This window comes from Flavobacterium croceum DSM 17960 (assembly GCF_002917885.1).
Lineage (GTDB): Bacteria > Bacteroidota > Bacteroidia > Flavobacteriales > Flavobacteriaceae > Flavobacterium > Flavobacterium croceum.
In genome coordinates this window covers 25,866-44,364 of the sequence record NZ_PQNY01000005.1, presented here as the reverse complement: position 1 = coordinate 44,364, position 18,499 = coordinate 25,866, and the positions used below count along the sequence as shown (strand labels likewise).

At 32.0% G+C, this 18,499-nt stretch carries 17 protein-coding genes and 1 riboswitch; of the genes, 9 read left to right on the top strand and 8 right to left on the bottom strand.

Going from position 1 to position 18,499, the window contains the following annotated elements; translation table 11 throughout:
• The first annotated feature begins 41 nt into the window (after window positions 1-41).
• A complete protein-coding gene (locus Q361_RS04825; RefSeq protein WP_103725590.1) occupies window positions 42-611 on the top strand; it encodes a pseudouridine synthase in 570 nt (189 codons plus the stop codon).
• A 2-nt stretch (window positions 612-613) separates the two neighbouring features.
• On the opposite strand, the gene Q361_RS04820 is transcribed toward Q361_RS04825, so the two are convergent.
• Genes Q361_RS04820 through Q361_RS04810 form a run of 3 tightly spaced genes read right to left on the bottom strand, consistent with a single transcriptional unit; the run spans window position 614 to window position 3,543 of the window.
• Window positions 614-1,399 carry an ABC transporter ATP-binding protein gene (locus Q361_RS04820; protein ID WP_103725589.1) on the bottom strand — a complete coding sequence of 262 codons (786 nt, stop codon included), beginning with the start codon at window positions 1,397-1,399 and terminating at the stop codon, window positions 614-616.
• Complete coding sequence (locus Q361_RS04815; RefSeq protein WP_103725588.1) at window positions 1,393-2,409, bottom strand: FecCD family ABC transporter permease; 1,017 nt, start codon at window positions 2,407-2,409, stop codon at window positions 1,393-1,395. Before Q361_RS04815 ends, Q361_RS04820 begins: the two co-directional genes overlap by 7 nt.
• A gap of 9 nt (window positions 2,410-2,418) precedes the next feature.
• Complete coding sequence (locus Q361_RS04810) at window positions 2,419-3,543, bottom strand: ABC transporter substrate-binding protein (RefSeq protein WP_103725587.1); 1,125 nt, start codon at window positions 3,541-3,543, stop codon at window positions 2,419-2,421.
• A gap of 268 nt (window positions 3,544-3,811) precedes the next feature.
• Window positions 3,812-4,013: riboswitch (cobalamin riboswitch) on the top strand.
• A gap of 78 nt (window positions 4,014-4,091) precedes the next feature.
• Here Q361_RS04810 and Q361_RS04805 point away from each other — a divergent pair.
• Complete coding sequence (locus Q361_RS04805) at window positions 4,092-6,020, top strand: TonB-dependent receptor plug domain-containing protein (RefSeq protein ID WP_103725586.1); 1,929 nt, start codon at window positions 4,092-4,094, stop codon at window positions 6,018-6,020.
• Here the strand turns inward: Q361_RS04805 and Q361_RS04800 are convergent, their stop codons facing one another.
• Window positions 6,021-7,439 carry a S41 family peptidase gene (locus tag Q361_RS04800; protein WP_103725585.1) on the bottom strand — a complete coding sequence of 473 codons (1,419 nt, stop codon included), beginning with the start codon at window positions 7,437-7,439 and terminating at the stop codon, window positions 6,021-6,023.
• A 182-nt stretch (window positions 7,440-7,621) separates the two neighbouring features.
• Between Q361_RS04800 and Q361_RS04795 the strand changes: the two genes are divergently transcribed.
• Together Q361_RS04795 and Q361_RS04790 are read left to right on the top strand one after the other, a co-directional pair.
• A complete protein-coding gene (locus Q361_RS04795; protein ID WP_103725584.1) occupies window positions 7,622-7,867 on the top strand; it encodes a hypothetical protein in 246 nt (81 codons plus the stop codon).
• 15 nt (window positions 7,868-7,882) lie between these two features.
• Complete coding sequence (locus tag Q361_RS04790; protein WP_103725583.1) at window positions 7,883-8,395, top strand: DUF4252 domain-containing protein; 513 nt, start codon at window positions 7,883-7,885, stop codon at window positions 8,393-8,395.
• Window positions 8,396-8,468: 73 nt separating this feature from the next.
• Here the strand turns inward: Q361_RS04790 and Q361_RS04785 are convergent, their stop codons facing one another.
• Window positions 8,469-9,119: a porin family protein gene (locus Q361_RS04785; protein ID WP_103725582.1), complete on the bottom strand. Its 651-nt coding sequence runs from the start codon at window positions 9,117-9,119 to the stop codon at window positions 8,469-8,471.
• A 281-nt stretch (window positions 9,120-9,400) separates the two neighbouring features.
• Here Q361_RS04785 and Q361_RS04780 point away from each other — a divergent pair, with 281 nt between their 5' ends.
• Together Q361_RS04780 and Q361_RS04775 are read left to right on the top strand one after the other, a co-directional pair.
• The gene (locus Q361_RS04780; protein WP_103725581.1) at window positions 9,401-9,814 is read left to right on the top strand and encodes a type II 3-dehydroquinate dehydratase; all 414 of its coding nucleotides are present in this window, start codon (window positions 9,401-9,403) and stop codon (window positions 9,812-9,814) included.
• A 50-nt stretch (window positions 9,815-9,864) separates the two neighbouring features.
• On the top strand, window positions 9,865-12,339 hold the full coding sequence (locus Q361_RS04775; protein WP_103725580.1) for a DUF5686 and carboxypeptidase regulatory-like domain-containing protein: 2,475 nt from the start codon (window positions 9,865-9,867) through the stop codon (window positions 12,337-12,339).
• A gap of 71 nt (window positions 12,340-12,410) precedes the next feature.
• Here Q361_RS04775 and murA read toward each other — a convergent pair whose 3' ends face one another.
• From murA to Q361_RS04760, 3 genes are read right to left on the bottom strand one after another with little or no spacing between them, the layout of a single operon-like run.
• Window positions 12,411-13,721, bottom strand: a complete 1,311-nt coding sequence (gene murA, locus Q361_RS04770) for a UDP-N-acetylglucosamine 1-carboxyvinyltransferase (protein WP_103725579.1) — start codon at window positions 13,719-13,721, stop codon at window positions 12,411-12,413.
• A 10-nt stretch (window positions 13,722-13,731) separates the two neighbouring features.
• Window positions 13,732-14,472, bottom strand: coding sequence for a DUF4290 domain-containing protein (locus Q361_RS04765; protein ID WP_103725578.1), 741 nt, complete (start codon window positions 14,470-14,472; stop codon window positions 13,732-13,734).
• A gap of 3 nt (window positions 14,473-14,475) precedes the next feature.
• Window positions 14,476-14,760, bottom strand: coding sequence for a DUF493 family protein (locus Q361_RS04760; protein ID WP_103725577.1), 285 nt, complete (start codon window positions 14,758-14,760; stop codon window positions 14,476-14,478).
• 172 nt (window positions 14,761-14,932) lie between these two features.
• Here Q361_RS04760 and Q361_RS04755 point away from each other — a divergent pair, with 172 nt between their 5' ends.
• The 3 genes from Q361_RS04755 to fmt are packed head-to-tail and all read left to right on the top strand — an operon-like array spanning window position 14,933 to window position 18,353.
• On the top strand, window positions 14,933-15,469 hold the full coding sequence (locus Q361_RS04755; protein WP_103725576.1) for an AAA family ATPase: 537 nt from the start codon (window positions 14,933-14,935) through the stop codon (window positions 15,467-15,469).
• 43 nt (window positions 15,470-15,512) lie between these two features.
• The gene (locus tag Q361_RS04750; RefSeq protein WP_103725575.1) at window positions 15,513-17,408 is read left to right on the top strand and encodes a RecQ family ATP-dependent DNA helicase; all 1,896 of its coding nucleotides are present in this window, start codon (window positions 15,513-15,515) and stop codon (window positions 17,406-17,408) included.
• Window positions 17,409-18,353, top strand: a complete 945-nt coding sequence (gene fmt / locus Q361_RS04745) for a methionyl-tRNA formyltransferase (protein ID WP_103725574.1) — start codon at window positions 17,409-17,411, stop codon at window positions 18,351-18,353. It begins immediately after the preceding gene.
• Window positions 18,354-18,499: the final 146 nt, after the last annotated feature.

Genomic DNA, 18,499 nt, shown 5'->3' with positions numbered 1-18,499 from the left:
ATCTATACGGTAGTCTTTTTTTATTTTTGCAAAAAATAGTCATGCAACATCATCATTATATTTTATATAAACCCAATGGTTATTTAAGCCAATTTGTATATCAAAAAAAACGTGCCAAAAAATTATTAGGCGAATTGTATCATTTTGCCGAAGATACAATGGCGATTGGAAGACTAGACGAAGATTCTGAAGGTTTGCTATTACTTACTACAAATGGTATGATAAGCGAGGAAATTCGCAGTAAAAAAGTAGAGAAAGAATATTTTGCTCAAGTTGATGGTATAATAACCCCCGATGCTCTAAAACAGTTGGAAGAAGGGGTTGTTATTGGTGTGAAAGGCACTAAATATAAAACATTACCCTGTGTTGCTAAATCGCTTATAGACCTACCAATTACTATTGGAGATGGTAAAAAAATAAGAGATGATAGGCATGGGCCTACCTCGTGGTTGCGTATTATCGTTACAGAAGGAAAATATAGACAAGTGCGCAAAATGACTGCTGCTGTTGGGTTTCCTACCCTAAGGCTTATTCGATATAGAATAGGCTCTATTACATTGGATCAACTACAATGTGGCGATGTAGTAGAAGTGCAAAAACTGGAATACTAATTTTATTGAAAACTAAATTTTCCTTTACGCTTATTAAAAGAAATTAATTCTTTGGGAAAAACAGTATCAAATATGTTATTCTCTATTAAATTTTTGGGTGTATCTAGATAAATATGTTGTGGCGTCATAACAATCATATCATCGCACATTTGTATTGCCAAGTCTACATCGTGAGTAGATAATACAATACACTTTTGAGTATTGTGTGCTAATGTTTTTAAAAGTTTTACAATAGATACTTTGTGGTATAAATCTAAATGGGTTGTAGGCTCATCAAGAACTACAATCGATGTGTCTTGAGCTAAAGCTCTAGCTATCATTACTTTTTGCAATTGTCCATCGCTTATTTCATTATGTTTTTTATCAACAATATCTTGTATTTGTGTTTGTTGTATTGCCCAATTTACTTTTTCAATATCTTTTGGCGATAGTTTGCCCAACCAATTGGTGTAAGGTTGGCGTCCTAGCGCAATAATTTCATAAACTGTAAGTTGGCTTTGTGGTAGTTTATCGGTAAACACAGATGCTATTTGTTGCGATAATACACGACTTGACATATTATTTAATGACAAATTATTTACAAAAATATCGCCTGCCAAAGGATTTTGCATTTTTGTAATGGTTCTCAAAAAAGTAGACTTCCCTACTCCATTTACACCAACTAAACCAATCAATTTTTCCGTTCTTAATTGTAAATTAATATTTTGGGTAATAATTTCCTTTTTGGTTTTGTTTTGGTAACCAATGGTTAAATTTTTACATTCTAATATGATATCATTTTCTACCATGTTCTATTTTTATGAATGAGTAGATAAATTACAATAGGCGCTCCAAATAAAGAGGTTATCGCATTAATAGGAATCATAAAAGACTGTCCTGGTAATTGAGAAATAGTATCGCAAATTAACATAGAGAGACTACCCAACAAAAGTGTGGCAAAAAACAAAACTTTATGATTGCTTGTATGAAACATAAGTTTCGCAATGTGAGGCACTGCCAATCCAACAAATGCAATAGGGCCCACTAGTGCCGTAATACTTCCTGCTAAAATACTGCTAGAAAAAATTATAATCCATCGGGTTTTGGATATATTAACCCCCATACTTTTAGCGTAGTTTTCTCCAAGCAATAAAGCATCAAGAGGTTTATTTACTAAAAATGCTAAAAAAGTACCCGAACACACCCATAGCGCTAATTGTAAAACTTGTTCCCAACTCATATTAGCCAAATTACCCATAGACCAAAAGGTAAATCTTTGTAATTGTTCGGCTGTACTAAAATAGGTAAGAACACTCACAAATGCACTTGTAAAACTGCTAAACATGAGCCCAACAATAAGTATACTCATCGTGTCTTTTAATTTTCTAGAAACCAATACAATTAATAAAAGTACAAATAAACTACCCATAAATGAGGCTGTTGCAATACCTATTTGCGAAGAAATATAGTGCAAACTAAATATTTCGCTACCCAACAAAAGTATAGCTACACCTAAACTCGAACCAGAGCTTAAACCTAAAACATAAGGCCCTGCCATTGGATTTCTAAAAAAGGTTTGCATGAGTAAACCACAAATAGAAAGTCCAGAGCCTACAAGCAAAGCCGTTATAGCTTTGGGTAAACGAAAATCGAGTAAAATATAGTGCCATGTTTCTTGAGGAAGCTTTTTACCCAAAATAAAATGTACGACTTCCAAAAACGGAATAGCAACCTGTCCTAAAGATAAATTGAGCAGAAATGCTAAACTTACTAACAGAAGTAATATAGAAAACTTGGTTTGATGATGTTTGAGAAACATTTTTCAAAATTACTTTAATTTCTCAAAAAAATAAGGCTTATAGCCATTTAATAATTCGGGGTGTAAAATTTTGACTAAATCTTTTAGCACAATATCAGGTCTATTTGGAGCCAATTCATAGTATAAATTACCACCTGTTTTTCCTTTTTTAAGTCCAAAAGAAAATACTTTTTGTTTTTTAAAAGCGTCAAATTGTTTGTAATGAACATTAGCCTTATCCATTTCTTCTAACGAGGTAAATTGCCCAGAAGTAAACCAAAAGTCAGCCTTTTTTGCTTTTAAAAAAACTTCTTCAAAAGAAAGAGATAAACTACCCGAACCTTTGGTATCTTTCCATAAATAATTGGCATGGGCATCTTGCATTATAGCACTACCCCAGCTTGTACCTTTGGGCATATACCAAACGCCTTCAAACATATCTCCTGCCAATATGGTTGGGTATTCAGTGGTATTTTGAGCCAATTTTTTGGTTTTCAAATATTCTTTTTCAATTGTTTTAAAAATAGCATCGGCTTGTTTAGATTTGTTATACAAACATCCAAAAAGTTTTATCCATTCTGCTTTTCCTAGCGGAGATTGCTCGTTCCAATCGCCATTCATAACCACTTTTAAACCGCTTTTTTGTAAATTTTCTAAAGAAGGATTTTCTTTAGAAACACCATATCCAATAATTACATCGGGCTGTAAACTTAATGCTAATTCTATATTTAGATTTTGATTTGTTCCTAAATCTTGTACAAAGCCTTTTTCAATGCGGTCTCTTACTTTTTCTGAAGAAATATAGTTAAGCGTAGGAAATCCTATTAATGTTTCTGTTTTATTCAACATATCCAAAGACGGAATATGAGTTGTAGATGTAACAACTATTTTTTGTACGGGAATTTCAATTATTTCATAACTTTTTAAACTATCTGGAGTTTGTACATTTTTTTGTTTTAATAAATACTTATACGTTTTTGAAGCACCTTCCCAAGGTTTATTTACTTCTACTAAACTAAAATTTTTATAATGATAGATTGCCAATCCTGTAGCATATTTACAGCTATTGGGTACAGATTGTTGCGTATGTAATTCGTTTTTTGGCTTACAAGAAATAAAGAATACCAAAAAAAATAAGGCATAAAAAACTCTCATTGTGAATTTTTTTGGCAAACCTACATTTTTTTTTACAATTTAAAATCAATACGTATAGATTTATAAAATCTTTTAGTAACATCAGATACACAACAATTTTAATGCAAGATTTAATTTAGCCTAAAAAAATGCAAGAAACATCTCCGACATTTATATATACCGTTGCCGCTGTAATTGTACTTCACTTTATAGTAGGCTTTGTATGGCTTATTTACAAAATGAGCAGCAAAAAAGATAAAAAATAATCAAAAGTTTGCAAAAAAGTATATTTTTGCACTCGTATTATGGTTGCTTTACTTCTTGTTTAAGTAAAAGCATTAATAGGGAATTGGGTGAAAAACCCAGGCTGTACCCGCAACTGTAAGCTAAAAAAGGTTGTTGTTATCTACAAAGTCATTGTTTCTTTATAGAAATGAGAAGACAAACAACAATACGCAAGCCAGGAGACCTGCCAAATACACTGAGTAACAAACTTTCGGGACTAAAAGTTTGAGTATGGGTAAATTCTATGCTTTTTCCCGTTATTACTAATTTTAGTATTAACACAAATGAACAAAAAATCTATTGCTTTGGCTATTTTTAGCTTGGCATCGTTGTGCATTCAAGCGCAACAAAAAGACACCCTGCAAGGTAAAACGCTACAAGAAGTTGTTATTTCTGACTCTAAATTTTATCTTCCAAAAGAAAAATCAGGTAAAATTATTAGTGTAATTACAGCATCAGATCTAGAAAAAAAATCGAGTGAAAGTTTAGCCCAAGTATTAAACTCTGTGGTAGGTATAGAGCTTAATGGAGCAAATAGTGTAGTTGGTAAAAATTTGGGCTATTATGTACGAGGAGGTAAAAACAACCAAGTTGTAGTTGTTATAGACGGAGTTGCTGTAAGTGATGCTTCGGGAATAAACACCGAGTACGACTTGCGATTTTTGCCCGTACAACAAATAGAACGAATAGAGGTAATGAAAGGTGCTTCGAGTACTTTGTATGGTTCTGGGGCTGCAACAGCAGTTATTAATATTACATTGAAGAAAAATGCTAAAAATAATATTTCAGGATTGGCATTTTCACACATTGGCAGTAACAATACAGTAGATAATGCTAAAATAAACGGGCAAGATTTCAATCAAGGAGTTTCTTTACAAGGAAATTATAAAAAGTTAGGCTTTTTAGGTTCTTTTTCAAGTACAGAAACCAATGGAATGTCTCAACTAAAAAATCTAGAAAACCAAACTTATGAAACAGATAGATTTTCTAGACAAAGCTATTTAGGTAAATTGTCTTATACATTTAGCACTAAATTTTCAACCGATTTTTTAACTCATTTTGATACATTTTACAACGCTTATGATAATCCTTTTGATAATACAAGCCTAGCTGATACTGATAAAAACAGTTCTACAAACCAACAACTTAGGTTTGGTATTGCACCTAAATATAAATATACTAAAGGTGAATGGGTTACTCAAGCTTCTGTATACAAAATAAGCAGAAAATACAATGAATTTAATAATTGGTCTTTAGAAAACGAACAATCGCATTATACGGCCCGAAGTGTTGTATTTGATTCGTACAACAAGTATAATGTTTCTAATGCCATAACAGTACTTAACGGAATAAACTTTCAATACCACGATATGGCTGTTACAAGTCCATACGCCACTATTGTAAATCAGGAAACTAAATTTAGTAATCTAGACAATTATATCAATATAATATATACCAGTTTGTTTGGGTTCAACCTCAATGCTGGAGCTCGTTTAAATTATCATAATGTTTATCATAGCCAATGGGTTTACAATGTAAATCCTTCTTATAAACTCACAAACAATGTAAAAATAGTATCATCTTATAGTACAGCTTTTGTCGCGCCTAGTTTGTATCAACTTTATTCTGAATATGGAAATAAAAATCTTACTCCCGAAAAAAACAGCACTGTAGAAGCAGGAGTTGAAACTTCTTTTTTTAATAGTAAATTAACTGCCTCTGCCGTAGGTTTTTGGAGAGAGCAAAATAATTCTATTGGTTTTGATGCGACCTATCATTATACAAATATTGAAGGAATTAACCATGTAAAAGGTTTGGAAACTGATTTTAGAATAAAAGCTTTTAAAAACATCAATATTTCTGCTAATTATACTTTTACACAACCAGACGAAGCTTTAACTCGTTTAATCCCAAAACATAAAATAAATGCTAGTATTGATATTGCAATGAGTAATCGATGGTTGATGAATGCCTCATATCAATATACAGATAAAAGATTGGATACATATTACGATGGAACCCTTTGGACTTTAGTAAATACCCAATTACAAGCTTATCAACTATTTAATTTTTCTACAAAATATGAACTCATAAAAAACAGAATGCACATTTTTGCGAGTATTCATAATATATTAAATAAAGAATATGTAGAAAATATTGGCTATAATACCTTAGGTAGAAACTTTAAAATAGGTACAAACATTTCATTTTAATTATTCACTTTCTAAATACATTTCATCTTGAAATGCTTCCACCTCTTTTTTGCCCCGAAAATAAGATGATGAATTATTAGATTTAAAAGAATAACTAAATTTACCATTGCTGGCAATATAATTTAATGCTGTTGCTAGTAATGGTTCGTTTGTATCACCTAACACTCCCATATTTTCTCTGTTTTCAACAAAAGTACTAGTAGGCTGTAATCCAGAGGTATAATCGCCAAAATTTGATGCGTTTACAATTTTTAACACAATGGGTTGCATTGCGTAGTTATGATTGGGATTTATTTGGTTTTTTGTAAAGTTTGGAGAGTCGTAGAGTGTAACAGAACCAACATTTTTGCCAGTTGTAACATCACCTATTTGCACAACATTTATATAAGGTTTAAGCCCATTAATAAGTAATTCACTAGCCGAAGCTGTTCCTTTTGCTGTAAGTATATAAACTTTGGACAAATTTAAACTCTGTATAGCGCCACCATTGCTTAATGTAGTTGTAAAGAGATTATTTAACGTTGAAGGATTGTTTTGTAATAAATAATTTTGGAGTTTAGGGTTCCATTGTTGTTTAGCAAAAACCTGTCCGCTAAATTGCCCTGTTATCATACTAGCCAATCGAGTTGCTGTAGCAACAGAACCACCCGAATTGTATCGCAAATCTACAATTAAATGTGTAATACCTTGCCCTTTAAAATATCCAAAAACATTATTAAGAGCGCTTTCATAATCTGATAAAAAAGCATTATAAACCAAGTAACCTATTTTTTTAGTACCTAAGTTAATTACATCATAATGATATATTGGATCTTCTTGAATTTGTATTTTGGTAACTGTTTTTACAACACCGTTTGCAATAATATTTCCAGCAGATAGTTGTGCAAAATGAATATTTAGCGTTTCATTACCCAGCAATGATTTGTAATTAGAAACAGTAAGCGATTCATTATTTATAGCATAAAAAACATCTCCTCTTGTAATACCTAGTTGCGATGCTGGAGAATTTGGCAATACATAGTTTACGCTTCCATAAATATCTGTTGTGCTTCCTTGTACATAAAATAAAGAATAGTCTATGCCTGTTGTTTTTGTATTTCCAGATAATATGCCTTCGAGGGTTCTATAATCATCAAACAATACACTAAAACGGTCTGTAGGAGCAGGCATTTTTAAGGTATTGAATAAATCGAAAGGTGTATAATTGGACAAAAAAGAATTCTTTTCAAACTCATTTGCAAACCTATTATCTGCCAAATCTGCCACATCGGGTTGCCATAAATAGTAAGCGTTTAAACCTCGCCAAATAAATCTATTTACTTGCAAATTGGTATCGTAACCATTATCATCTTGATCTGTACAAGCAATATTTAGTAAGCTAAAAAGTACAATAAATATGTTGAATATCTTTTTTTTCATACGGATTTATTAGAAATAGTAAAAAATAACACAATCAAACACTCTCTCAAAAATACAATTTTATATGTGATAATCATACTTTTAAATAAAATAAGACTTCATAGTTGTTGTCAATTTATACTTACAAAACCAAAACATTCAATTATATTTACGAAATTTGCACGCATACTAATTCACACACAATGAACAAAAAAAAGTTATTCTTTGCTACAACTTTGATTGCTGTATTTGCGGTTTGTGTATACTACACAACCTCATCAAAAACAGTCGCCCTCAAAGATTGTGGTACTTGTAAAACTACCGATGAGGCTTTTGCAGAAACTCAAAAGGCTTTAAATCTTATTTCTACTCATCTTAATTCTGGCATAAAATCTGCTACATATTTAAAAGAATATGAGAATACGAAAAACAAAATTTTTAAAAAATAATAAAACATTAGAAACATGAAAAAATTATTAATACTACTCGCTCTTGCTTTATTTCAGGTTGGATTTGCTCAATCTGTTTTTGACAAATTTGAAAATCAAGAAGGTATAACTACTGTAACGGTAAACAAAAAAATGTTTTCTTTATTGAGTAAAATGGACGTGAAAGACAAAGAAACTCAACAGTATGTAAATCTGATAAAAAAATTAGATAACTTAAAAGTATTTTCTACTGCAAATGATAAAAAATATGCCGAAATAAAAACTGTAGCTGAAAAATATTTAAAAACACAAGGTCTTGAAGAGCTTATGCGCGTGGTAGAAAAAGGTAAAAACGTGAAAATTTTTGTGAAATCGGGAGCTACAGAATCGCAACTAAAAGAACTACTACTATTTATAGAAGGAAGCGGAAAAGATGAATCTGTAATTATGTCATTAACAGGCAATTTTAGCTTAGAAGAGCTATCTGCTTTAACCGATAAAATGAATTTACCAGGTGGTGAAGTATTGAAAAAAGCAGGTCAAAAATAAAACGACACCTATTTTTTAGCAAAAAAGGCTATCTCTTTTTTGGAGATAGCCTTTTTATTTATTTCTCAAAATATTAGAATCTATAGCCTAATTGTAAAGAAATTACTCTATTTTTTAATTTATAATCTTCTCCACTTTGCTCTTTATAAACATTAGATAGACCTAAATTATAACGTAAACCTGCTGAAAGATTATCAGTAAAATTATAACCTGCTCCAATATTTAAACCAAAATCTGTAGAGTTATAGAATTTTTTAACATCCTCGTTTGTTGAAGTAGACTCAGTTGTGCCTAAAATTGTTGTACTACTATCTGTTTTAGCTTTTGCACTCATTAAGAAACCTACTTGAGGTCCAAATTCTAATGAAAATTTTTCTGTTGCATAATATTTCATCATCAATGGAACATTAATATAAGAAAAATTTAATTTAGTCTCACTAGAATAAGAATATCCTGTACTTGACACAGACTCTTTTGATTTTGCTCCTTGAGTAGAAAATAATAATTCTGGTTGAAATGCAAACTTATCATCAAGTTTAATTTCAGCAAATGCTCCAAACTGAACACCTAATTTACTGTCTGGGGAATCCACTCCATCAGAATCTTTACCAGATTGAGCAAGGTTTGTTAAACCAACTCCTGCTTTAACTCCAAATTTTGTTTCTTGCGCTGAAGCAAGACCAAATGTTAGCACAGCTGCCAACGATAATACTAATTTTTTCATGCGTATAAAATGTTTAAATTACTTTGTCAAAAAAACAATAATTAAAGATTTGATGTAAAAAACGACTTTGTAAGTTATTAACATACTTATTAACAAATTCATTTTTTATTAGATTAAAAAAATAGTAAGTAAATTTTATACCACTATATTTTATATAATTCGTAAAATTATTCTTTTTAATAACTTTATCATAACATACAAATTACTAACTCAAATACAATACATTTGTAAAACAGTAAACTAAAAATCATACATACATACCACTTTTTTATAAAATCACTATGAAAATTATCATTATTAATGGTCCAAACTTAAATTTATTGGGCACTAGAGAACCTCATATTTATGGAGACAACACCTTTGAAAATTATTTTGAAGTACTGAAAAGTAAGTTTCCTACCATTACTTTAGACTATTTTCAAAGTAATATAGAAGGCGAAATTATTACTAAACTACAAAATGTAGGTTTTAGTTATGATGGTATTATTTTAAATGCGGCAGCATACACTCACACCTCTATAGGTATTGCCGATGCAGTAAAAGCCATCACTACGCCTGTGGTGGAAGTGCATATTTCGAATACATTTTCAAGAGAAAATTTTAGGCATCAATCGTTTATTTCTCCTTATACAAAAGGTGTAGTAATAGGCTTTGGGCTGCAAAGTTATCAACTCGCTATTCAATCTTTTTTATAACCATACAACCATTTGGCAAAACTTATCGTCTATGGTTAAAACATTTATTTATGAAGAAAAAAATTACACTGCTTTTTATGCTCGTATGTTCGATTCTCAATGCACAACTCAAAGGGCTAGTTACCAACGATAAAGGCGTTCCCTTGCCCAACGTGAATATTTACATCAAAAATTCGTACAAAAGCACTACTACCAACGATAAAGGAATGTATGAATTTAAAAACCTGCCCGAAGCAAAAGCAGTGGTCGTTTTTCAATACATGGGATATAAAACCTACAAAGAAGAAGTTACCATAGATAATACCCTAAAAACGCTCAATGTTACTTTAAACTACGACTCATTTGAACTGAAGGAAGTAGTAATAAAAAAAGGTGAAAATCTAGCCAACGAAATAATTAAAAATGCGATAGCAGAACGCAAAGCCAACAGTAAAAAATTTAACCGATTTACAGCCGATTTTTACTCTCGTGGTATTTTTAAAGTAAAAGAACTACCCAAAAAATTTATGGGACAAGATATCGATATGTTTGATGAAATTATAGATTCTACTCGTAGTGGCATTTTATATTTATCTGAAACGGTATCGAAAATCACTTGTGAAAAACCCAACAAACTAAAAGAAGTAATTGTTGCTTCTAAAGTAAGTGGTAATGATAAAGGATATAGTTTTAATAAAGCAGGCGATGCCGATTTTGATTTCTATGAAAATTATATTCCGCTATCTACCAATGCCGTTTCGCCAATTGCAGACAATGCTTTTAACTATTACAAATACAAACTTGAAGGAAGTACGGTAGAAGAAAACGGACAAAGCATCAATAAAATAAAAGTAACACCCAAAAGAAACTCCGAACCTGCTTTTACAGGCTACATTTATATAGCCGATGACAGTTATGCTATTTATGCCGTAGACCTCGAAATTACAGGAAAACAAATAGCTAGCGACGGACTTAATACATTAAAAATAAAACAGAATTTTAGTTACAATCCTTCGAGTAAAATATGGACAAAAAACTTGCAAATCCTCGATTTTGATGCAGGCATTTTAGTATTCAAATTTAATGGAAGCTTTACCCATAGTTATAGCAATTATACCTTTCCTGAAAGTTTTGACAAAAAAACGTTTACATCAGAAATTGTAAAATTTGAAACCAATGCCAATAAAAAAGAAGATAATTTTTGGCAAAATATACGTCCTGTTCCTCTTACAGAAGAAGAAAGTAACGATTATATCAAAAAAAATACGCTTCAAGAAAAACGTAAATCTGAAAAATATTTAGACTCTATTGATGCGAAACACAACAAATTTAAACTTGGCGATATACTAAGTGGTTATACCTACAGTAAATCGTTTAAAAAATGGAGTATTAGTTACAACACACCAATCACTTCTATTAGTTACAATACCGTACAAGGCTGGAAAGTTCAACCTGGTATAAACTATTACAAATACAATGACGAAAACAAAACCTATACCAGCATATATACCAAAGTAGACTATGGTTTTGCCGAACACAAATGGAGAATATTTGGCGGATATACCCAAAAGTTAAGCAACTTTAATCATAGTTACATTTCTATTTTTGCAGGAAGTAAAGCCGAACAAATAAACCCGAACAATCCTATATCATCGTTGGTAAATATGGTAAGTACAATGTTTTTTACCAACAATTTTATGAAACTCTACGAAAAAAATAGTCTTCAACTTAAATACGGTAGAGAAATAACCAATGGTATCTATGTAAACGCATTTGCCGAGTATGCCGAGAAAAAACCTTTGCTAAATACTACCGATCATAAATTTACCAAAACAGAAGATGTGTACTCTTCCAACAACCCCTTAGCGCCAGAAGACTTTACAAGCGTAGCTTTTCAGAAATTTAATTTTCTAAAAACAGGTATTGAAGCCTCTATAACCTTTAAACAACAGTATGTATCTAGACCCGATGGCAAATACAATCAAGGGAACGATAAATATCCAAAATTATTTTTAGGAATAGACAAAGGTTGGGCATCTACCAACAACAATAACGACTATACACTTGCCAAAGCACGCATAATGTACGATATAGACTTGGGTAATAAAGGCGAATTGAAAATAAACAGTCGTGTTGGTAAATTTTTTAATGCCGACGCCATTGCTTTTACAGAATTTGCTCATTTTAATGGTAACCAAACCCATGTAGCTGGTGGGTTGGCATATACCAACCAATTTAACCTACTACCCTACTACAGTATGAGTACCAACAAAAGCTATTTTGAAACACATATAGAATTACATAATGAAGGTTTTATTATGAATAAAATACCGTTATTGAATAAACTTCAAAGCAAACTAGTTCTCGGGGCTCACAATCTATCTATTCCAAACAGTGCGCCCTACCAAGAGTTTTCTATAGGGCTCGATAATTTGGGCTTTGGTAAAATTAAGCTTTTTAGAATAGACTATTTTAGAGCGTACCAAAGCGGGTATCAAGGCGATGGAATTCTCATAGGTTTTAAAATGCTCAATGCCTTTGAATAAACACAAAGCAAAACTATGAAAAAACCCCTTGCAATTGAATTGCAAGGGGTTTTTAGTAATAATACATATAATTAAACCCTTACAATATTGGCTCCAAGCGCACGCAAACGTTCGTCTATGCGTTCGTAACCTCTGTCTATTTGTTCTATATTTTGTATAGTGCTGGTTCCTTTGGCAGAAAGTGCTGCTATAAGTAAAGATATTCCTGCTCTAATATCGGGCGATGACATCACTGTTGCTTTTAATTGCGACTGAAAGTTATGACCCATTACTACAGCTCTATGCGGATCGCATAACATAATTTTAGCACCCATATCTATAAGTTTGTCTACAAAAAACAAACGACTTTCAAACATTTTTTGGTGTATTAATACATCACCATTGGCTTGTGTGGCTACTACCAAAATAATACTCAATAAATCGGGTGTAAAACCAGGCCAAGGAGCATCGGCAATAGTAAGTATAGAACCATCAATATCGGTTTTTACCGTATACCCATGTTCATGCGCAGGGATATAGATGTCATCTTCTCTTTTTTCTAATGTAATACCAAGTTTTCTAAACACATTTGGAATAACTCCTAAGTTTTCCCACGAAACATTTTTAATGGTTATTTCGCTACGCGTCATAGCCGCAAGACCTATCCACGAACCTATTTCAATCATGTCGGGCAAAATAGTGTGCTCGCAACCTCCAAGGCTTTCAACACCTTCTATCGTAAGTAAATTTGAACCTACACCTGTAATTTTAGCACCCATAGCATTAAGCATTTTGCAAAGTTGTTGCAAATAAGGTTCACAAGCAGCGTTGTATATGGTTGTTACGCCTTCTGCAAGTACGGCTGCCATAACAATATTGGCTGTACCTGTTACCGATGCCTCATCGAGAAGCATATAAGCCCCTTTAAGACGTCCTGTGTTTTCAACGCCATAAAAATGATCTTCTCTTTGGTATCTAAATTTTGCGCCTAGATTAATAAACCCTTCAAAATGAGTATCGAGTCTGCGGCGACCTATTTTATCTCCTCCAGGTTTTGGTATATAGCCTTTGCCAAAACGCGCTAGTAAAGGCCCCACAATCATGATAGAACCTCGTAGTGAACCTCCTTCTTTTTTAAAAGCTTCTGTCTCTAGGTAAGAAACATTTACTTCATCGGCTTGAAAAGTAATTGAACCCGGACCATTCTTTTGAATTTTAACACCCAAATTACCCAATAATGTTATCAATTTGTTCACATCAAGAATATCGGGAATATTGTTTATAGTAACTTTTTGGGGGGTGAGCAACACAGCACAAAGTATTTGCAATGCTTCATTTTTGGCACCTTGAGGTTGCACTTCTCCTTTTAGTTTTATACCGCCTTCTATTTTAAATGTACTCATTTATAAAAATTTATATTTGGGATTTGTTTTGGTTGTTGTTTTTTTGGAAATTTTTTTTACCGTTTTGATTTGTGTTTTTTCTAAAAAAGTTACCCTTCGTATTTTTGGCAGATGCCTGATTACTTTTATTGGAAATTTTTTTATTAATACGCATTAAATCGTTGGTGGTAGAGAGCTCTTCGGAAGTTTGTATCAAATTAATTTTACCTTCTGATAATTCGTATAAGTGATCAAAAATTACTTTATCTTCTACAGAGTCTTTATTCCAACTTAAAAACGATTTTTTCATATGATTGGCTATTACACGCACCAAAGCCTCTTTCAACTCTCCGTCTTCCCAGCTATTGGCTACTTCAATCATCGTTTTGATGTTGTTACCGTAAAATCGGTATTTTGGATTTTTTTGAGGATATTCTAGCTTGCTCGATTTTAAATAAACCATTTCTCGAGTAGGTATTGGATAAGGCGAATCTACATCGAGTTTAAAATTGGACATAATAAATATTTGATCCCAAAGCTTGTGTTGAAAATCGGGTACATCACGCAAATGCGGGTTTAAAGTACCCATAACCTGAATGATATATTTTGCTGCTTTGTTACGTTCTTCTCTATCGGCAATAGCAACGGTTTGATCTATCAATTTCTGTAAATGTCTACCATATTCAGGTATCATTAAATGAGTTCTTTGGGCATTGTATTCCAAAAAATGCATCGCCTGATGATTATCTGGGTTTATCGTCTTATTTTTCATGACTTATAGCGATATTATACCTTCTATACCCGAAACTTCAATATATTTTGACACTACCGATTCTGGAGATTCCATAGTAACATTTATAGAAACAGAAGTATATTTGGCGTTTTTAGATTGTTGTGTTTGTATTACAGCTCCCATGTTATCAAAAGCATTTTCCACCTCTTCTATTTTTTTAGCATCTGTAGGAACAATAAATTTATATAAATAATTGGAAGGCCATTCTGAAGTATTTTTCAGTTCTTCTTTAAGTCGAATATAAAATTCTTCGGTTTTTTTATCCATTGCAATCAAAATTAAACGCAAATATACATTTTTAGTACTTAGTATTTTATTTTTTTAGCTTTTTAGCACAACTGTGTAGCGCAAAATATAAAATTTTATAAGTGTAGATAATGTTTAAATAAATTTTTCTATTCTAATTTGTTTCGGTAAATTTGCGCCTTATTTCAAAATTTTGAATAAAGAAATTATTGTAATTACCGGCGGACCTGGTACTGGAAAAACTACCATAATCGATAAACTTATCGAACAAGGACACACGTGTTTTCCTGAAATTTCTCGCGAAATTACTCTAGAAGCTAAAAAACAAGGTATTGAACAATTGTTTTTAGAAAAACCTTTACTTTTTAGTGAATTATTATTAGAAGGAAGAAAAAAACAATTTCAACATGCACTTTCTCAAAATGGAACCAAAGTTTTTATTGACAGAGGCATTCCCGATATATTAGCCTATATGCACTACATTGGCGATAGTTACCCTTCTTTTTTTGATGAAGCCTGCAAAACACACACATACCACAAAGTATTTGTATTACCACCATGGCAAGAAATTTATATAAGTGATGAAGCGCGGTATGAAAATTACGAGCAAGCCAAACTAATATACCAACATCTACAAGAAACGTACAGTAAGTATAATTACAACCTTATAGAAGTACCAAAAGGTACGGTTGATGAAAGGGTAAATTATATTTTATCCCATTTATCTTAAATCTCTTTACATTTTATATCTTAGCAAGCAACAATAATACTGCATGCCCAATCCATTAGATATATTAAAAAAATACTGGAATCATACTTCTTTTAGACCATTACAAGAAGAAATTATTGAATCTGTATTGCAGAACAACGATACTTTTGCTTTGCTACCTACAGGCGGAGGAAAATCGATATGTTTTCAAGTGCCAGCCTTAGTAAAAGAAGGTATTTGCATTGTAGTTTCGCCTTTGATTGCTTTAATGAAAGACCAAATTAAAAATTTAAACGCCAAAGGTATAAAAGCCATAGCGCTTACAGGTGGTATTCCCGAAAACGAAATTATAGAACTGCTAGATAATTGCCAATACGGAAACTACAAATTTTTATACCTATCGCCAGAACGACTACAAAACGATTGGATTATAGAGCGCATTAAGCAGCTCAAAATAAACTTAATAGCTATAGACGAGGCCCATTGTATCTCACAATGGGGACACGACTTTAGACCTGCTTATACCAAACTAGCCACACTCAAAAAAATGATGCCCAAAGTACCTTTTATAGCACTTACTGCATCGGCAACCCCACAAGTACAGCAAGACATTGTAACGCAACTTGAACTTAATACACCCAAAATATATAAAAAATCTTTTCAAAGAGACAATTTAGCTTATCTTGTATATAGTGTAGAAGATAAGTATTATTTTCTACAAAAAATACTACACAAACACCCGAACCCAAGCATTGTATATGTAACCAATAGAAAAGCGTGTGTAGAGTTTTGTAATATGCTAAACAAATCGGGCATATCGGCAACCTATTACCATGGCGGACTCAACTCGAAAGAAAAAGAACAAAACATGACAAATTGGTTGCAAGAAAAAAATACTGTTATGGTTGCCACCAACGCTTTTGGAATGGGTATAGACAAACCCAATGTTAAAACTGTTATTCATTTGCATTTGCCTTCAAACCTTGAAAGTTACTACCAAGAAGCTGGTCGTGCTGGCAGAAATGAAGAAAAAGCCTATGCTGTTTTACTCTACAACAAGTCTGACATTATTCAATCTAAAACGCAATTTATTGATGTATTGCCCAACAAAGAATATTTAAAAACAGTATTTATAAAGCTTTGCAATTTTTTTCAAATAGCGTATGGAGAAGGTATAGATGAAAGTTTTAGTTTCAATTTACAGCAGTTTTGCATCAAATACAATTTGCCAATATTAAAAACGTATAATGCAATTCAATTTCTAGACAGACAGGGTGTTTTAAACTTTAATCAAAAATACGCTCAAAAAGTTCTTGTTCAATTTACAGTTCCTTCAAAAGAAATAATTCGGTATACGAGCATTTACCCAAATGAAGAAGAAATCGTATTGGGAATTGTGCGTAATTATTCGGGGATTTATGAAAATAAAATAGCTCTAAACACACTCTTGATAGCAAAAAAAGCGAATTCTACCGAAGAACAAGTTGTAAAAGTTCTAAAAAACATGCAGCAAAGAGCCTTAATAGAACTTGATTTATTTGATAATGATGCTATAATTACATTTCTTGAAATTCGAGAAGATGATAGCACAGTAAATCGATTGGCTAAAATATTAAAATCGCAAAATGAGTTAAAAATACAACAGTTTGAATCTGTACTATCTTACATTACCAACAACACGGCGTGTAAAAACAAACTTTTAATGGCTTACTTTGGAGAAACCGTACAAGAAGATTGTAAAATATGCTCTTATTGCTTACAGAAAAATCAAAAGCAACCCAACTTTACTGTTATTGAAACAAAAATTTTAGAATTGCTATTTCAAAAAGATTTAAGCTCTAGAGAAATGCAAGAAATACTCAAAATTTCCAAAGACAACCTTATCTTTGCCTTGCAAAATTTACTAGAACAAGAAAAAATAGTATTGCAAACATCCAACACCTATACAGTAAATAAATAAATGGAAAAACTACGAATTGTTTTTATGGGAACTCCCGAGTTTGCGGTGGGAATTCTAGATGCTATACGCAAAGCAGGTTATGAAATAGTTGGGGTTATTACAGCTCCAGATAAACCTGCGGGACGTGGCCAAAAACTAAAATATTCTGCCGTAAAAGAATATGCTTTACAAAATAATCTTACAATATTACAACCAACTAATTTAAAAGACTCCGCTTTTTTAGAACAATTAAAAGCATTAAACGCCAATATTCAAGTAGTAGTTGCCTTTAGAATGCTTCCAGAAGTTGTGTGGAATATGCCAAAATTTGGCACATTTAACCTGCATGCTTCATTGCTGCCTCAATACCGTGGTGCTGCTCCTATAAATTGGGCTATAATAAATGGTGAACAAAAAACAGGAGTTACTACTTTTTTTATAGACAATAAAATAGATACTGGGGCTATTATACTCTCAAAATCTATAGTTATTGAGCCAAATGAAAATGCCGGAGACTTGCACGATAAACTGATGTTGTTGGGCTGTAAAGCAACTGTTGAAACACTTCAAAAAATAGAAGATAATACTATTACAACGTCTATTCAACCCGAAAACACCGATTTAAAAACTGCCTACAAACTCAATAAAGACAATTGTAAAATCGATTTTTCAAAATCAGGCTCTGAAATAAATAATCTTATTAGGGGTTTATCACCTTATCCTGCTGCTTGGTGTTTTATAAAAGATACCGAAGAATGGAATGTAAAAATATATGAAAGTAATTTTGAAGAAGTCTCACATCATTTTCAAACAGGAAAACTCATTACCTCAAAAAAAACATTAAGTATTGCTGTTCAAAATGGACTATTGCATATTAAATCGTTACAATTACCAGGTAAAAAACGAATGCAAACTGCTGAACTGTTAAACGGAATACAATTTTCTGAAAACGCCTTAGCTTATTAGCGCAAGCCTTATAAATAAAGAAAACAACCGATTTATCAACAAAAAACAAAAGTTATTAACAAAAAGTAGCTTTTTATAGATAAATGCTTGTGTGGTATTATATTTCAAGTAAATTTGTTTTGATTAACAAATAATTGTTTAACCAA

What these genes read in the sequence shown, in the direction of transcription:
- Q361_RS04825 (WP_103725590.1), top strand. Translation starts at nt 42, where the DNA reads ATGCAACATCATCATTATATTTTATATAAACCCAATGGTTATTTAAGC.
- Q361_RS04775 (WP_103725580.1), top strand. Translation starts at nt 9,865, where the DNA reads ATGAAGAAAAAAATTACACTGCTTTTTATGCTCGTATGTTCGATTCTC.
- Q361_RS04765 (WP_103725578.1), bottom strand. Translation starts at nt 14,472, where the DNA reads ATGAAAAATAAGACGATAAACCCAGATAATCATCAGGCGATGCATTTT.
- Q361_RS04800 (WP_103725585.1), bottom strand. Translation starts at nt 7,439, where the DNA reads ATGAAAAAAAAGATATTCAACATATTTATTGTACTTTTTAGCTTACTA.
- Q361_RS04820 (WP_103725589.1), bottom strand. Translation starts at nt 1,399, where the DNA reads ATGGTAGAAAATGATATCATATTAGAATGTAAAAATTTAACCATTGGT.
- Q361_RS04810 (WP_103725587.1), bottom strand. Translation starts at nt 3,543, where the DNA reads ATGAGAGTTTTTTATGCCTTATTTTTTTTGGTATTCTTTATTTCTTGT.
- fmt (WP_103725574.1), top strand. Translation starts at nt 17,409, where the DNA reads ATGGAAAAACTACGAATTGTTTTTATGGGAACTCCCGAGTTTGCGGTG.
- Q361_RS04760 (WP_103725577.1), bottom strand. Translation starts at nt 14,760, where the DNA reads ATGGATAAAAAAACCGAAGAATTTTATATTCGACTTAAAGAAGAACTG.
- Q361_RS04815 (WP_103725588.1), bottom strand. Translation starts at nt 2,409, where the DNA reads ATGTTTCTCAAACATCATCAAACCAAGTTTTCTATATTACTTCTGTTA.
- Q361_RS04750 (WP_103725575.1), top strand. Translation starts at nt 15,513, where the DNA reads ATGCCCAATCCATTAGATATATTAAAAAAATACTGGAATCATACTTCT.
- murA (WP_103725579.1), bottom strand. Translation starts at nt 13,721, where the DNA reads ATGAGTACATTTAAAATAGAAGGCGGTATAAAACTAAAAGGAGAAGTG.
- Q361_RS04790 (WP_103725583.1), top strand. Translation starts at nt 7,883, where the DNA reads ATGAAAAAATTATTAATACTACTCGCTCTTGCTTTATTTCAGGTTGGA.
- Q361_RS04795 (WP_103725584.1), top strand. Translation starts at nt 7,622, where the DNA reads ATGAACAAAAAAAAGTTATTCTTTGCTACAACTTTGATTGCTGTATTT.
- Q361_RS04780 (WP_103725581.1), top strand. Translation starts at nt 9,401, where the DNA reads ATGAAAATTATCATTATTAATGGTCCAAACTTAAATTTATTGGGCACT.
- Q361_RS04785 (WP_103725582.1), bottom strand. Translation starts at nt 9,119, where the DNA reads ATGAAAAAATTAGTATTATCGTTGGCAGCTGTGCTAACATTTGGTCTT.
- Q361_RS04805 (WP_103725586.1), top strand. Translation starts at nt 4,092, where the DNA reads ATGAACAAAAAATCTATTGCTTTGGCTATTTTTAGCTTGGCATCGTTG.